Annotated in this window: 15 protein-coding genes and 1 tRNA gene; 6 read left to right on the forward strand and 10 right to left on the reverse strand. The window is 65.9% G+C overall.

Annotated features, from left to right (window positions below; translation table 11 throughout):
* Window positions 1-2: 2 nt before the first annotated feature.
* Window positions 3-1,640, reverse strand: coding sequence for an adenylate/guanylate cyclase domain-containing protein (locus ACZYZ7_RS17060; RefSeq protein WP_210115710.1), 1,638 nt, complete (start codon window positions 1,638-1,640; stop codon window positions 3-5).
* A gap of 49 nt (window positions 1,641-1,689) precedes the next feature.
* Here ACZYZ7_RS17060 and ACZYZ7_RS17065 point away from each other — a divergent pair, with 49 nt between their 5' ends.
* The 3 genes from ACZYZ7_RS17065 to ACZYZ7_RS17075 all read left to right on the forward strand — a co-directional run bounded on the left by ACZYZ7_RS17065 (window position 1,690) and on the right by ACZYZ7_RS17075 (window position 3,625).
* Window positions 1,690-2,898 carry a DNA polymerase III subunit delta' gene (locus ACZYZ7_RS17065; RefSeq protein WP_135459062.1) on the forward strand — a complete coding sequence of 403 codons (1,209 nt, stop codon included), beginning with the start codon at window positions 1,690-1,692 and terminating at the stop codon, window positions 2,896-2,898.
* Between the two features lie 56 nt (window positions 2,899-2,954).
* Window positions 2,955-3,030: transfer RNA gene (locus ACZYZ7_RS17070), tRNA-Thr, on the forward strand.
* 64 nt (window positions 3,031-3,094) lie between these two features.
* Complete coding sequence (locus ACZYZ7_RS17075; protein ID WP_463741380.1) at window positions 3,095-3,625, forward strand: hypothetical protein; 531 nt, start codon at window positions 3,095-3,097, stop codon at window positions 3,623-3,625.
* On the opposite strand, the gene ACZYZ7_RS17080 is transcribed toward ACZYZ7_RS17075, so the two are convergent.
* From ACZYZ7_RS17080 to ACZYZ7_RS17105, 6 genes are all read right to left on the reverse strand, one after another.
* The gene (locus ACZYZ7_RS17080; RefSeq protein ID WP_135459058.1) at window positions 3,622-3,990 is read right to left on the reverse strand and encodes a carboxymuconolactone decarboxylase family protein; all 369 of its coding nucleotides are present in this window, start codon (window positions 3,988-3,990) and stop codon (window positions 3,622-3,624) included. The genes ACZYZ7_RS17075 and ACZYZ7_RS17080 overlap by 4 nt on opposite strands.
* A gap of 27 nt (window positions 3,991-4,017) precedes the next feature.
* The gene (locus ACZYZ7_RS17085; RefSeq protein ID WP_463741381.1) at window positions 4,018-4,509 is read right to left on the reverse strand and encodes a hypothetical protein; all 492 of its coding nucleotides are present in this window, start codon (window positions 4,507-4,509) and stop codon (window positions 4,018-4,020) included.
* 119 nt (window positions 4,510-4,628) lie between these two features.
* Window positions 4,629-5,054, reverse strand: coding sequence for a hypothetical protein (locus ACZYZ7_RS17090; RefSeq protein WP_463741382.1), 426 nt, complete (start codon window positions 5,052-5,054; stop codon window positions 4,629-4,631).
* Window positions 5,051-6,031 carry a hypothetical protein gene (locus ACZYZ7_RS17095; RefSeq protein WP_463741383.1) on the reverse strand — a complete coding sequence of 327 codons (981 nt, stop codon included), beginning with the start codon at window positions 6,029-6,031 and terminating at the stop codon, window positions 5,051-5,053. The genes ACZYZ7_RS17090 and ACZYZ7_RS17095 overlap by 4 nt, the downstream gene beginning before the upstream one ends.
* A 36-nt stretch (window positions 6,032-6,067) precedes the next feature.
* Complete coding sequence (locus ACZYZ7_RS17100; RefSeq protein WP_463741384.1) at window positions 6,068-6,631, reverse strand: EspA/EspE family type VII secretion system effector; 564 nt, start codon at window positions 6,629-6,631, stop codon at window positions 6,068-6,070.
* A 57-nt stretch (window positions 6,632-6,688) separates the two neighbouring features.
* Entirely contained in the window at window positions 6,689-8,452 is a 1,764-nt protein-coding gene (locus ACZYZ7_RS17105) for a hypothetical protein (protein ID WP_463741385.1), read from the reverse strand.
* A 56-nt stretch (window positions 8,453-8,508) separates the two neighbouring features.
* On the opposite strand from ACZYZ7_RS17105, the gene ACZYZ7_RS17110 reads away from it, so the two are divergent.
* The 3 genes from ACZYZ7_RS17110 to ACZYZ7_RS17120 are packed head-to-tail and all read left to right on the forward strand — an operon-like array spanning window position 8,509 to window position 11,854.
* On the forward strand, window positions 8,509-9,450 hold the full coding sequence (locus ACZYZ7_RS17110; protein ID WP_135459046.1) for a GDP-mannose 4,6-dehydratase: 942 nt from the start codon (window positions 8,509-8,511) through the stop codon (window positions 9,448-9,450).
* Between the two features lie 39 nt (window positions 9,451-9,489).
* Entirely contained in the window at window positions 9,490-11,271 is a 1,782-nt protein-coding gene (locus ACZYZ7_RS17115) for an N-acyl-D-amino-acid deacylase family protein (RefSeq protein ID WP_463741386.1), read from the forward strand.
* 1 nt (window position 11,272) lies between these two features.
* Window positions 11,273-11,854 carry a TetR/AcrR family transcriptional regulator gene (locus tag ACZYZ7_RS17120; RefSeq protein WP_450072384.1) on the forward strand — a complete coding sequence of 194 codons (582 nt, stop codon included), beginning with the start codon at window positions 11,273-11,275 and terminating at the stop codon, window positions 11,852-11,854.
* Here ACZYZ7_RS17120 and ACZYZ7_RS17125 read toward each other — a convergent pair.
* The 3 genes from ACZYZ7_RS17125 to ACZYZ7_RS17135 are packed head-to-tail and all read right to left on the reverse strand — an operon-like array spanning window position 11,851 to window position 14,172.
* On the reverse strand, window positions 11,851-13,146 hold the full coding sequence (locus ACZYZ7_RS17125; RefSeq protein ID WP_463741387.1) for a tetratricopeptide repeat protein: 1,296 nt from the start codon (window positions 13,144-13,146) through the stop codon (window positions 11,851-11,853). The genes ACZYZ7_RS17120 and ACZYZ7_RS17125 overlap by 4 nt on opposite strands.
* Complete coding sequence (locus ACZYZ7_RS17130; protein WP_450072386.1) at window positions 13,139-13,489, reverse strand: DUF2304 domain-containing protein; 351 nt, start codon at window positions 13,487-13,489, stop codon at window positions 13,139-13,141. Before ACZYZ7_RS17130 ends, ACZYZ7_RS17125 begins: the two co-directional genes overlap by 8 nt.
* Window positions 13,486-14,172, reverse strand: coding sequence for a glycosyltransferase family 2 protein (locus ACZYZ7_RS17135; protein WP_463741427.1), 687 nt, complete (start codon window positions 14,170-14,172; stop codon window positions 13,486-13,488). The genes ACZYZ7_RS17130 and ACZYZ7_RS17135 overlap by 4 nt, the downstream gene beginning before the upstream one ends.
* Between the last annotated feature and the right edge of the window lie 16 nt (window positions 14,173-14,188).

A 14,188-nucleotide genomic window follows, 5' to 3' on the forward strand; every position in this document is an offset into this window, starting at 1 on the left:
TTCTAGCTGGAGACGTCGCTCTCGGCCGCGCGTTCGAGGTCGCGGGGCAGCACCAGGTTCATCGGGCGGGCCAGCTGGGTGGGCACCGTGCGGCCGCGCAGTTCCACGATCTCGCCGACGTCCCAGCTCAAAGCCTCGGCATCGAGTGCGCCGCTGACCGCGATCGCCGAGGCCAGCACGTGGCCTTCCTCCAGCTTGGCGAGCTCGGTGAGGCGGGCCGCCTCGTTCACCGGGTCGCCGATCACGGTGTATTCGAAGCGGGCCTGAGCGCCGATGTGGCCGGCGATCGCGCGTCCGGCCGAGACTCCGATACCGAACTCGGTGTCGCTGCCCAGCACGCTGAGCAGCTCGTCGTGCAGTTCGCGGGATGCCGCCAGCGCGCCACCGGAGGCGTCGGGATGCTCGATGGGGGCGCCGAAGATGGCCAGCGCGGCGTCACCCTGGAACTTGTTGACGAACCCGCCGTGACGGTTGACGGTGTCGACGATGACCCGGAAGAACTCGTTGAGCAGGTTCACCACGTCGCCGGCCGGGATGGTCGACGCCAGATGCGTCGAACCCACCAGATCCACGAACAGCACGGCGACGTCGCGTTCCTGGCCGCCGAGCTCGGTGCCGCGCTCCAGGGCGCGACGGGCCACGTCCTCACCCACGTACCGGCCGAACAGGTCGCGCAACCGTTGCCGCTCGGCCAGCTCGCGCACCATGTCGTTGAAGCCGGCCTGCAGCAGGCCGAGCTCGCTGGCGTCGTAGATCTGCATGTGCGCGTTGTAGTTGCCGCGCTGCACCTCGCCCAGCGCCCAGCGCAGCTGGCGCAGCGGATCGGCGATCGACATCGCCACCAGCACGGTGCTGGACAGCCCGATCACCAGCGCGGCGATGGCCAGCAGCAACAACGGCGTGGTCAACCGGTCGGCGGATGCGGTCAGGATCGAGAACTTGCTCGCCACCAGGGCCAGCACGATGGCCAGGAGCGGCACGCCCGTCGAGAGCACCCAGGTGAGCACCTGGCGCAGGATCACCCCGGGGGCGCGGAAGTTCTCCGGAACCCCGCCGCGCAGCGCGGCCACCGCGACCGGCCGCAGCACGCGCTCGGACTGCAGGTACCCGATGATCGCGGTGGCCGTCGCACCCAGGGCGGTGGCGACCAGAACCACCGGAGCCGACTTGCTGGCCACCGGCCAGCTGGCCACGATGAACACGATCGAGCCCAGGAACCAGTTCGTGACGCTGATCAGGGTGCGGTAGAAGGGCATCTTCAGCGCCCGCACGCGGGCCAGCTCGGTGATGGCCGGGTCGGACTTGGACAGCAGGGTGTCGCGGCGCTGCCACCGGATCACCGGGATCAGCAGGCGTAGGGCCAGGTAGGCGCCGATGGTGAACGACACGAACAGGTAGCCCAGGAAGATCGCCAGGTTCACCACCGGGAGGTCCTGGAGCTGGATGCGGTCCTCCGGCGGCAGGCCGAAGCGCAGGAAGCCGAGCACGAACAGCGCGCCGATGATGTCGGCCTGCAACATGCCCAGTGTGAACACCGGCCACGGGGTACGCGCCACCCATCGCGCGAATGCACCGATTCGCGCGATGGGTATGGGCTCCGTGGTCACCCGTTCACCGTATCGGGCCGCAGGGACGTTCAGCGCCTGCTGTGACGTGGTTGTGTCGGCTTGACCACTACTGTTGGGGACGATGAGCGGGGTCTTTTCGCGGCTGGTGGGCCAGCAGGCGGTGGAACAGGAGCTGGTGGCGGCTGCGTCGGCGGCCCGGGGTGATTCGCCACACAGTGGCACCACCGTCGGGACGATGACACATGCATGGCTGATCACCGGCCCGCCCGGATCAGGGCGTTCGGTGGCGGCGCTGTGCTTCGCGGCCGCCCTGCAGTGCACGTCCGAGGGGACTCCGGGCTGTGGTGAATGCCGGGCCTGTACGACGACGATGGCCGGCACGCACGCCGATGTGCGGCGGATCGTGCCCGAGGGGCTGTCCATCGCGGTCAAAGAGATGCGCGAGATCGTCCAGATCGCGTCGCGCCGGCCCGGGACCGGGCGCTGGCAGGTCGTGGTGATCGAGGATGCCGACCGGCTTACGGAAGGCGCCGCCAACGCGCTGCTCAAGGTGGTGGAGGAGCCGCCGGCGTCGACGGTGTTCCTGCTGTGCGCGCCGTCGGTGGATCCCGAGGACATCGCGATCACGCTGCGCTCTCGGTGCCGCCACGTCGCGCTGACCACGCCGTCGGTGGATGCCATCGCCGACGTGCTGATCTCCGGTGACGGGCTGCCCGAGGAGGACGCTCGCTGGGCGGCCTCGGTCAGCGGCGGGCATGTGGGCCGGGCCCGGCGGCTGGCGACCGATCCCGAGGCCAGAGAGCGCCGCAAGCGGGCGTTGGGGCTGGCCCGGGACGCCGCGACACCCGCGCGGGCGTTCGCGGCGGCTGAGGAGATGGTGGCCGTCGCCGAGGCCGAGGCGCTGGCGTTGACCGCCGGACGCAACGAGACCGAGACCGAGGAGCTCAAAACCGCCCTGGGCGCCGGTGGCACCGGAAAAGGCACCGCGGCCACCACCCGCGGGACTGCTGGCGCGCTCAAAGAGCTGGAGCGACGGCAGAAATCCCGGCAGACCCGGGCCTCCCGCGATGCGCTGGACCGCGCCCTGATCGACCTGGCCACCTACTTCCGCGATGCACTGCTGGTGTCATCGGGAGCGACGGCGGTGACGGCCAACCACCCGGACATGGCCGAGAAAGTGGAGGCCATGGCCGCCCACGTGCCCCCGGACCGGCTGCTGCGCTGCATCGAGGCGGTGCTGGAATGCCGCGAAGCGCTGGCCATCAACGTCAAGCCGAAGTTCGCGGTCGATGCCATGGTGGCGACCATCGGGCAGGCGTTGCGAGGGTGACTTTGGATTGGGGCGGGGACCTGCCGTAGACTCGTCCCGCCCGGTCCGCCGGGTGCGCCACCTTAGCTCAGTCGGTAGAGCAATTCACTCGTAATGAATAGGTCAGGAGTTCGATTCTCCTAGGTGGCTCCACAAGTCCAAGTCGGCCGAAAGTGCTGCGCCGCCGCAGGTTGAAGCGGCGATAGGCTCCCTGTTTATGGCACGGATCGTAGTGGGCGCGGTTCTCGTCGCCGCGGTTTCACTGACATCTCCGGTGGCGGGAGCCGACCCGGGGCACATCCCTGATCTGGGTAGTTACACCGCGGTGGATATCGACGACTACAACACGTACTACAACTATCCGACGACGAACGGCGCGCAGTTCGTCACCCCGGGTGGGTACCGATGCCGGATCACCTACACGGGCCGTGCCAACCCACCCATGAAGCAAGCCAGCTGCTGGGGTGAGCTGCCCGGTACGTCGAGCAACATGGTCAGCGTCTTCGCGGCCATGTCACTCGATCCGGCGACTTTCTCTACCGGGGATCTGGCCGGCATGGAGAAGTACACGGACTACAAAGAGCCGCGTGACCGCACGGTTGATCCGGCCGACTACAAGCTGCTTCCCGCGGGCAGCAAGCTCGTCTACCCCAATACCGGCACGTGCGCCGTCACCGAGGTGAGCACGGTGTGCGTGGTGGGCGACCACGGTTTCGAGCTGTCGGCGAAGGGCAGCCGCGTCTTCTAGTCCTTGGACAGCGCTTCACGGGCCACGTTGCGGGCCGTATTCGCCGCAGGAAAGCCGGCGTAACCGCTGGCGTGGTAGATGACTTCGGCGATCTCGTCCTCGGTGAGGCCGTTCCGGAGGCCGATCCTGACGTGCGACTCGAACTCATCGGTGGCCCGCAGGGCGATCAGGATGCCCATGGTGACCAGGCTGCGATCACGCCGGCTCAGGCCCTCGCGGCTCCACAGCCGGCCGAAGACATTGTCGACGCCGATCGCCAGCAGCTCATCGCCGAAGCTGCCGTCGGGTTCGACGTTCTTCTCCGACAGATGCGGCACCATCTCTTGAAGGACCCGCAGACCCTTTTCACGTACGTCGTCAGTCATGCTTGCCAGCTTGGCACCACGCCCGTTCTAGTCGTCGACCGACCGCATTACGAGCGTGTTTGAACCGCTGCGCAGGTAAGCAGTCGATCGCCAATCGTTGTTGCTGAGTGCGGTATCCAGCGCTCTGCTGGTGAGAAACGGGCCAGCAGGTACTTCAGTACGAAGGCTCTCCTTGAGGCTCGGAGCCTCGCCGGTTGCCGTAGGCGCGTATTTCGACCGCAACGCGTCTGCGGTGGTCGGTTGAAGTTCGATGATCGCTTCGATCCAGTAGACCGAGGGCCCCGGCACCGTGACCCGGCTGTCCGATTGTGCGCCGAGGGTGCCGCTCATCCATGTGGCAGAGATCGGGCTGCCAATGTTGGGGAACCGTTTGGTCAGTGGCCCGAGATCATGCCGAATCTCGTTGGCCTGTGCCGAAGTTTCTGTCCGCGGGGATTCGTCACCGCTGCGACAGCCTCCGAGCGAAATCGCGACTGCGAAAACGAGGGCCACACCGACTGGTCTCAGTAGCGTCGTCATTGTGTTGTCCTGACTAACTTCCCGATGCAATCTGCCTGGGGAAGCCGATGTCGTCGCGGGCGATGCTTCCCGGGTAGCAGGGTGGTTTCCGCTTGGTTCCGAAGTATCCGTTCAGATGGTCATTCGATGAGTGCATTGATTTCCTCGGGGATGTCGCCGGCCGTCTCCGGATAGATGTTGGCCTTGACCCACGTCCCATCCGGCTGTCGGTCAACGTGAGACGTGCCTACATCGCCTGATAGCAGCCATAATTGGTCGTTGGTGGACAGCCAGGTGATACCGATTCCGTGGCGGGTGCTGTAGGCGTACGGGTCGCGGAACACCTCGGTGCCCGTTGTGTTGTTTCGGATCACCGCAACCCAGGTGTCGACGCCGTTCTGATTCCGACCCAGGTCAACCGACGCCGTGTAGTGCCCGGAGGGCGAGTCCCGCGGATGGTCGGGCCGCGCGAAGCGGTCGTCAGCGCTACGTGAACTACCGCCGAGAATCCCGCAGCCGCCGAGGGTGCCGGCGATCAGCAGCGCGATGGCGAACTGTCGGATCATCGTGCTAGCCATGTCTCATAACTGGCCACGCGCAATACGTTGTACGCGCTGCCGAACTGTCGGATCGCGTCGTTGATGCGGGGCCATGGCGCCAGGTACACCGTCAGTTGACTGTCGTAGATGCTCCAGTCCTCGACAGCAATTTCACTTGGAGATAGCAGGCGACCGTCTCTGAAAAACTCTTCATTGATGTGAGGATCATCCGGGCGAGCGGTGAGTGAGACAACTTGAAACGCGAGTCCTGTTTGGGCAACTGAAGGTGTGGGATTCTCCGAGCTCGGATTTGCCAAGTGGGCGCCGGTCGCTACAAGGCTGCGGAGGCGAGCAGCTCGAAGAAGGTCTTTTTGGGCGGACGCCCTGTCAGCCAGAGGTGGCTCCGCCACAGCGGTTTTCGCGAACGCGATTTCGTAAGTGTTAGCACGCTCAGAAACGGTGGTGGTGAAGGTCTGGTTCGCTTCGGAATCCTTCGTCATCGCCGCGAACAGAGATGCTGTACGACGCATCTGCGAGCCTGGGTCATCGAGGGGTTCAAAACCTGCTACACCAGCGGCATCTCCGACCATCGCTCCGATGTACGGGACGAGTGCCTGCGCAAAGGCTTGCCAGAGTGCAGGATTCGCCGGAGCGCTCGCGATCTTCTCCCGCTCGTCAGCCAGGAACGATGCGATGGCGTGCGCGGTTTGGCCGGCCCGCGTTGCCGAGGCCTGGTCGGTCGACTGTGCATCCCGTGGAACCCGAGCGAAGAGCTCGGCCGCGCGACGGCCATCGTCACCCCACGACGCAGAGGTGATCTCCCACAGGAACGCCTGACCATCCGGGCCCGTGACTCGGTCCCCGATGGCGGCGGCGTCCGTGCTTGCGGGAAGTTGGGGCTCGGTATCCGAGGTACAGCCGACGAGAGTGACTAGGAGCGTCAGGACAACGGCGAGCCGGCCGAGGTATCCGAGAATTCCGCGATAGCCATCAAGCGCGCTCACAGAACATCCCCTCGACAGGATCCCGACAGTCGACCGTCAGGATTTTCCCTCGGCGCGTCCTTTGTTCGGATCGCTGCTCTCAGCGCCCGGCCCGAGCTTCTGATTCTGGAGCTCATCAAACGCGTTCTTGAGCCCGTTCACGTTCTGCCCGATGGCGAGCATGTCCTTGTTGGCGTTCTGGACGGTGTTGTTGACCTGGGTGATGCCTTCCCTCGCGATCGGGATAAGGCTTTTCTCGCGGGCTTGGGAGCTCAGCGATTTGGGCAGTGAGTCGACCGCGCTGTCGACCCAGGACTTCGTTGCGTCGAGTTGATTGCGCCCGCTGGTGACGACGTTCGCGGCGTTGGTGACTTCGGCGGCCAGCTTCTTGTCGAGTTCAGCCAGCTTTTCGTACACGGCGGCATGTTCTTTGTTGGCGGCGGCATAGGCCTGCGAGGCGGGCCCTTGCCACCGGTGGTCCGGCGCAGCCGATTCGACCATGCTTTTCATGCGCAGCAGCTGGGAGCTGCCGTCGTGCTGAGATCCGTCGACAGGCGTGCCGACTCCGAACGTGTCCTTGGCTTTTGACCATGTCGAATAGAAGCCATCAAGCGCGCTCACAGATCGTCCCCCTCGACAGGATCCCGACAGTCAGCGTTCATTATCCCAGCACCCGAACTAGCTGGGTGCCAGGAATCCGACGGGCCCGGGGGAGATGCAGACCGACAGTGCGGCGGTGTTGGCGTGCACGGTGATGGACTGGCCGGCCCCGGGTAGCCGAACGAAGACGCGGTTGAGGCCGGGCCGCACCGGCACCTTCACCTCGGGTCCCTCGGCCAGGGCCATGGTCAGGGAACCGTCGCTGTTGGCCAGATAGTTGATCTCGGTGGTCCAGTCGGCAGGCAGCAATGGGCCGTCCAGCGGCATGACGACGGGTTCGTCGGGCTGCACCAGGAATCCGCATTTGGGTGCCGGGCCTTCGACGATGGTGCGCACCCAGGTCACCTTGGCGTCGACCAACGTGCCGGTCCGGTCGAACATCCGCAGATCGGTTGTTGCCGAGGCGAACTCGGGGCGCGGTGAGGCAAGGGCGAACATGTGGCTGGCCAGGTTCTCCGGAGCGGCCACCCGCTGCAGGATCAGCGGATCGACCTCTTGATCCAGCAGGGGAGCGGCCGAGGAGGTGGAGGCCAATGATGCGCGGGCATTGTTCAGGTAGGCGGGCACGGGATTGTCCTGCCACACCTTCAGGAAGGTGAAGGTCGAATACAGGCTGCTTGCCACGAAAAGCGCTGCAAGACCGACACATACGGCAGTGCGTGCCCGTGAGGCCGAGAGGACGGAAGAGAGTCGTGAGTCTCGGTTCGGCGCACAGAATCCCACAGCCGCGAGCAGCGCCAGCACGACGACCAAGTCCGGCAGATAACGCAGCGTCTGTGCCAGCTCCAGCGCGGTGAACCGCGACGAACGCATCAGATAGATCGGGATCTGGCAGGCCACGGCATAGCCCAGAGCCACGACCAGCACCGGCCAGATGCGGGTCTTGCGTACCAGCACCACCGCCACCGCGACGACCAGAAACACCCAGCCCAGCACCATCACGGAGACCGGCGGCGTGGCCCACGGGGAGGCGGGCGCCCAGCGTTGCCAGGACCATGGGCCGCCGACGAGCCCGGGCACGATGCCGTGCGTGAACGAGCGGCTCAGCAGGTCCCAGGTCATGGTCAGGTCGAAGCTCCATCGCTTCTGATCGACGACGACGAGGTAGACCCCGATCCACGCCACGATCAGGGCCAGGGACCCGACCCACAGCCGAAGGCCGCGCTGCCACACCTCACGCACGCTGAAAGTCCCGGTGACGTACCCGAGCAGCGCCACCACTGCGAACGCCACGAACGGGATCACCGCGGCCTTCTCGAAGAACAGCAGTCCGCCGAGAAACACCAGCACACCTGTGACGGCGTGCCGCGAAGACCCGGTCCGCACCAGTAGTACGGCCTCGCCAACGACCCACGCCAGTGCCGCCTGCATCGGCAACGTATTCAGTCCCGCCGCCCACCACGCGAACCCGGGCAACGCCAAGGGCGTGAACAACGCGAAGGTCAGGGGCACGAGCAACACGGGGCGCCAGCCCAGGATCACCCACAGCGCCCGCAGCAACGCCAAGGACGCCAATAGCTGCATCACCACCAGGCTCACCGCGGCGAGCACCCAGGAGAACGGCGCCACCCGGGTGACCGCCCCTGACACCAGGAACGCCGCGGGCATGACGTGGCCGTCGTGGTCGTCGAACAGGTAGGACGGTGACAGCAGATTCTGGGTCCCGGCCCGGCCGATCAGGATCAGATCGTCCCAGTAGAAATAGCCCCCGAACGCGAGTATCGCCCGGACCACCAGGTGCAGCGCGATCAGCGCAGCGGCGATGCGGGCGACCTTGTTCACTCTTGCCGACTGTACGGACCCAGCGGGGGCACATCTGCCGTCGGTATGGTGAGCCGGTGCGAACACTGGTGACAGGAGCGGCAGGTTTCATCGGATCGACGCTGGTTGACCGCCTGCTGGCGGACGGGCACAGCGTCGTCGGGCTCGATGACCTGAGCTCGGGGCGGGCAGAGAACCTGAGCAGCGCCGACAACAGCGACAACTTCGAGTTCGTCAAGGCCGACATCGTCGACGCCGATCTGCTGGGCTTGTTCAAGGACACCCAGCCCGAGGTGGTCTTCCACCTGGCCGCCCAGATCTCGGTGAAGCGTTCGGTGGACGATCCGCAACTGGACTCCACGGTGAACGTGGTGGGCGTGGTGCGTCTGGCTGAGGCGGCCCGTCAGTCCGGTGTGCGCAAGGTGGTGCATACCTCCTCGGGCGGTTCGGTGTACGGCACCCCGCCGTCCTATCCGACCAGTGAGGACACCCCGACGAATCCGGCTTCGCCGTATGCGGCGAGCAAGGTGGCCGGCGAGGTCTACTTCAACATGTTCCGCAATCTGTACAACCTGGATTGCTCGCACATCGCGCCGGCCAACGTCTACGGTCCGCGTCAGGACCCGCACGGTGAGGCCGGTGTGGTGGCGATCTTCGCTCAGGCGCTGCTCGCCGGGCGGCCCACCAAGATTTTCGGCGACGGCTCCGACACCCGCGACTATGTGTACGTCGACGACGTGGTCGACGCCTTCGTCAAGGCGTCCGGACCGGACGGCGGCGGTCAACGGTTCAACGTCGGTACCGGGGTGGAGACCTCGACCCGCGAGATGCACACCGCGATCGCGCTGGCTGTCGGTGCCGCCGACGAACCGGAGATGCACCCGCCGCGGCTCGGTGACCTGCGTCGTTCCCAGCTCGACATCAGCCGGGCCCGGGACGTGCTGGGCTGGCGGCCGCAGGTGGATCTGGCCGCGGGTATCCCCAGGACGGTCGAATTCTTCCGGGGTAATTCTCACTAAAAGATTGTGAGTACTCACTTTCTCGTTTAGCGTTGCGTCATGTCCTACGACGTCATCGTTCGCAACGGCCTGTGGTTCGACGGCACCGGCGCCCCGCCGCAGGTTCGTACGCTGGGGATTCGTGACGGGGTAGTGGCCGCGGTATCGGCCACCCCGCTCGATGAGTCCGACTGCCCGGACGTCATCGACGCCGGCGGCAAGTGGGTGCTGCCCGGCTTCGTCGATGTGCACACCCACTATGACGCCGAGGTCCTGCTCGATCCGGGCCTGCGGGAGTCGGTGCGCCACGGCGTGACCACGGTGCTGCTGGGCATGTGCTCGTTGTCCACCGTCTACGCCGACACCGAGGACGCTGCCGACCTGTTCAGCCGCGTCGAGGCGGTCCCGCGTCAGTTCGTGCTGGGCGCCCTGCAGCAACACAAGACCTGGTCGGGTCCCGCCGAGTACGTGAAGGTCATCGACGAGTTGCCGCTCGGCCCGAATATCGCGTCGCTGCTGGGGCATTCGGACCTACGGGCCTCGGTGCTGGGGCTGGACCGGGCCACCACCCGCGGGGTCATTCCGACCGACGCCGAGCTGGAAACCATGGCGGCCAAGCTCGACGAGGCCCTCGAAGCGGGCATGCTCGGTATGTCCGGGATGGACGCGGCGATCGACAAGCTCGACGGGGACCGGTTCCGGTCCCGTGCACTGCCATCGACGTTCGCGACCTGGCGTGAGCGCCGGCGTCTGATCAAGGTGCTGCGCAAGCGCGGACGGATGCTGCAGAGCGCCCCGAGTACGGCCAAAGCCTATGAGGCACTGAACTTCTTCCTGGAGAGCAGCGGCCTGTTCGGTCGGCGTCAGGGTGTCCGGATGAGCCTGCTGGTCTCGGCTGATGCCAAGTCCGCGCCCGTCGCGGTGCACGTGCTGGGGCCGGGCATCCGGCTGCTCAACCGGCTCCTGGGCGCCAAGGTGCGATTCCAGCATCTGCCCGTGCCGTTCGAATTGTATTCGGACGGAATCGATCTGCCGGTCTTCGAGGAGTTCGGCGCCGGTACCGCGGCGTTGCACCTCAAGGATCAGATCGAGCGCAACAAGCTGCTCGCCGACCCTGAGTACCGCCGCCGGTTCCGCAAGTCGTTCGACCGCCGCGTGCTCGGACCGACCCTGTGGCACCGCGACTTCCACGACGCCACCATCGTCGAATGCCCCGACAAGACGCTGATCGGCAGGAGCTTCGGCCAGATCGCCGACGAGCGCGGCATCCACCCACTCGACGCCTTCCTCGACGTGCTGGTCGACAACGGTGAGCGCAACGTTCGATGGACCACCATCGTGGCCAACAACCGCCCCAAGTACCTCGACCGGCTGGCCACGGATCCCTCGGTGCACATGGGCTTCTCGGATGCCGGTGCGCACCTGCGCAACATGGCGTTCTACAACTACCCGGTGAAGCTGCTCAAGCGGGTGCGCGACGCACAGCTCGGCGGCAGGCCGTTCATGTCCACCGAGCACGCCGTCCACCGGCTGACCGCCGAGGTGGCCGACTGGTTCGGCGTGTCGGCCGGCACGCTGCGCCAAGGTGACCGGGCCGATTTCGTGGTCATCGATCCGGCCGGCCTGAACGACTCGGTGGAGGCGTACCACGAGGAGTCGGTCCCGTTCTACGGCGGGCTGAGCCGCATGGTGAACCGCAACGACGACGCCGTCGTCGCCACCGCCGTCAACGGGCAGGTGGTGTTCCGCAACGGCCGGTTCCGCGACGGCTACGGTGAGTCGGTGAAATCGGGTCGCTACCTTCGGGCGGGAACCAAGCAGCTGGACCATACGCCGGTCTGACATGGCCAGAACCCAGCAGCAGCGCCGCGAGGAAACCGTCGCACGACTACTCGATGCCGCCATCGACACGATCATCGAGGTCGGGTACGCGCGGGCATCGGCGGCGGTGATCGCCAAGCGGGCGAAGGTTTCCGACGGCGCGCTGTTCCGGCATTTCCCGACCATGAGCGACTTCATGGCGGCCACCGCTCGCGAGGTGGCACGACGTCAGCTGGAGCTGGGCGGCAAGTTGGGCTCGGAGATCGCCGCCGAGCAGCCGCCGTTACCGGCGCAGTTGAGGATCCTGCGCGACATCGCGGGGAGTGACACCAACACGGTGTGGCACGAGCTGCTCATGGCGGCTCGCACCGACGAAAAGCTCAGGGCCGCACTGCAGACCGTGCTTGCTGAGTACATCGACAGTATCTATGAAATCGCCAAGGGCGCGCCCGGGATGGATCAGTTCCCCGAGGATGTTTTCGCCGTACTGCTGTCCATCGTGATCAACACGTTCGACGGCGCGGCCATGGTGCGGCGCGTGCTGCCGATGCCCGAGCTCGAGGACGCCAGGATCGAAATGTTGGCGGCGTTGCTCAGCCGCTAGCTTCCGGTCAGTTCAGCGGCGTCGCTACCGTCCCAGAACGGTGAGAGTCCCGTCCATGCCTGGGTGTCGCTGAAGGACAACAAGATCTGTGCTGCGTCGGTCAATGGATGGTCCTCGCCGAGGATGATCGTGCTGTCCTTGACCAGCCGTCGGGCCCGCTGACCGGCCGAGCCGAATTCGTGTCCGGCCCACAGGCACCATGCAAGGTAGTAGTGCCATAGCAACGTCTGGTAGTCATCGTTGCCCACGCCCCGGGCGCACTGCGACAGGGCTCTTTTCGCCGTCAGAACGCATTCGAAGAAATGAGCTCGGTCGGACTCTTCCTCGTCTGCGGCGTCAGTAGCCCTGGTCTCGGCTTCGGCTTCGGCGTCGGGGCAGTCCGGGTCGCCGCTGCGCTCCTCGAGCTCCAGGCTGTAGGCGAGTTCGCGGGTCAACTCCAGCAGGTCTTGCCACTCCACGCGTGCTGCGTCCCGCTTGTCCAGAGCCGATAGGGTCAATGGGTCCGCATCGCCTCGTCCGCGGGCGAGATCGTCTGCGAGGACCTCCCATTCGGAAATGCGCTCCATCGGGTTGTCAGCTGATTCCGGGGTCCACAGTGCTCGGGTATAGCGGGCCGTCAACGTGGTGGGATCGTCGTGGCCGAGCGCTTTTTCCAGCACCTGGATCAGGTCGTCGAGGTCGGCGAGGGTGTTCGCGGTGACCCCCGTCGCCTCACCGTGCCAGCTCACATGCGCCAGACGCGCCGCCAGGGTTTCGGGATGGTGCTCACCGAGGAGGCGGACTCGGTGCCGGTGCACCACGAGCGCCTCCATACTCGCCCCGTAGGGATCGCCGAGATCGCGACGGGCCAACGCCGCCGCGTATGCCGCCGCCAGCGTCAGCGGGTGGCGTGCGCCGAACACTCGAGTGTCGGCACCGCACAGGTGAACCCATCGCAGCAGGCGATCGGCTGGATCTGTTGCGCTGTCGTCGATTGCGGCCAGGGTGTGCCGGGCCCACAATGTATCGCGGTGCTCGGCACCGAGAACGCGGATCATTGTCGGGAGCAGGTCACGCAAGGCTTCGACGGCCCCGGCTTCGCCGAGATCGTGTCGCCAACTGACCACCAGCCACGCCACGGCGAGTGTGTCCGGATGATCGTTGCCCAGGGTGGTGCGTCGGGCTTCGAGAACCTCGATGGCGATGTGCAGCGCCCCGCGTAGATCGCCTGCGCTTTGGCGCTCGGCCGCCACAGTCAGCAGCGCGTTCAGCGGCGCTGCGTCATCGGCATCGACGGATGCCTCGTCACTCATCTTCTGCGGCGGCCGGCACCCGTACGTTCTGCAGAGCCACGGACCGGGCCAGCCGGGCGTAGCGCAGCTCGATGTCCTTGAAGCGCAGGTATGTCGACAGCGTGACGAACACGAACGCGATGATCAGCACGTACTCCATGAGGTCCGTACCGCGTTTCACGCCAAGCCAATTCGCGAGGACCGTGGTGTCGTCGGGCCGAAGGATGGCGTAGATGCCCGCGCCCACGAACAGCACGAAGCCGACCTTGACCCAGGCTTTGGACCGTGCGCTGCGTCGAGATCCCAGAAGGTAGGCCAACAGCGCCAGCACCGAGACGATCAGCAGGGCCTGAATCCAGTTCACCGGGACATCCTCCTGCGTAGCAGTCCGTCGAAGACGATGTTGACGCCGTTGAGCAGCGGCTGTCCCTTCGACTTCGAGTAGTCGGTGTAGAGAATCTCGACCGGTTCCTCGGCCACCCGCCAATGGTTTTCGGCTGCCAGTGCGATGAACTCGCCGGCGTGACTCATGCCGTTCATGGTCAGGTTGAGTGCATCGGCGACCGTCTTGTTGAACACCCGCAGTCCGTTGTGTGCGTCGGTGAGGCCGAGGCTGCGGCTCTGCGGGCTGAGAAACGCCGCGGCGCGCAGGATGACGCGTTTGACCGGCGGGACGTGGGTGACGGTGCCGGCAAACCTGGTGCCCACCACGAGATCGGCGTTGTCGGTATCGAGCCGATCGATCATCCGGATCACATCTTTGACCTGGTGCTGCCCGTCCGCGTCGAAGGTGGCGAAGACCCGGGCACCCGGACGGCTGCGGGCGTACTCGACCCCGGTCTGAATGGCCGCGCCCTGACCGAGGTTCACCGGATGGGGGACCACGTGTGCGCCGGCGGCGAACGCCCTATCGGCGGTGTCGTCGCGACTGCCGTCGTCGACGCACACCACGTTAGGAAAAACCGAGCGCACGTCGGAGATGACGTCGCCGATGATGCTCGCCTCGTTGAAGGCGGGGATGATGATCCAAACGTCGTGAAAGCGCATGTCGATGGGCACCAAA

This window comes from Mycobacterium sp. IDUB_17, from assembly GCF_055419465.1.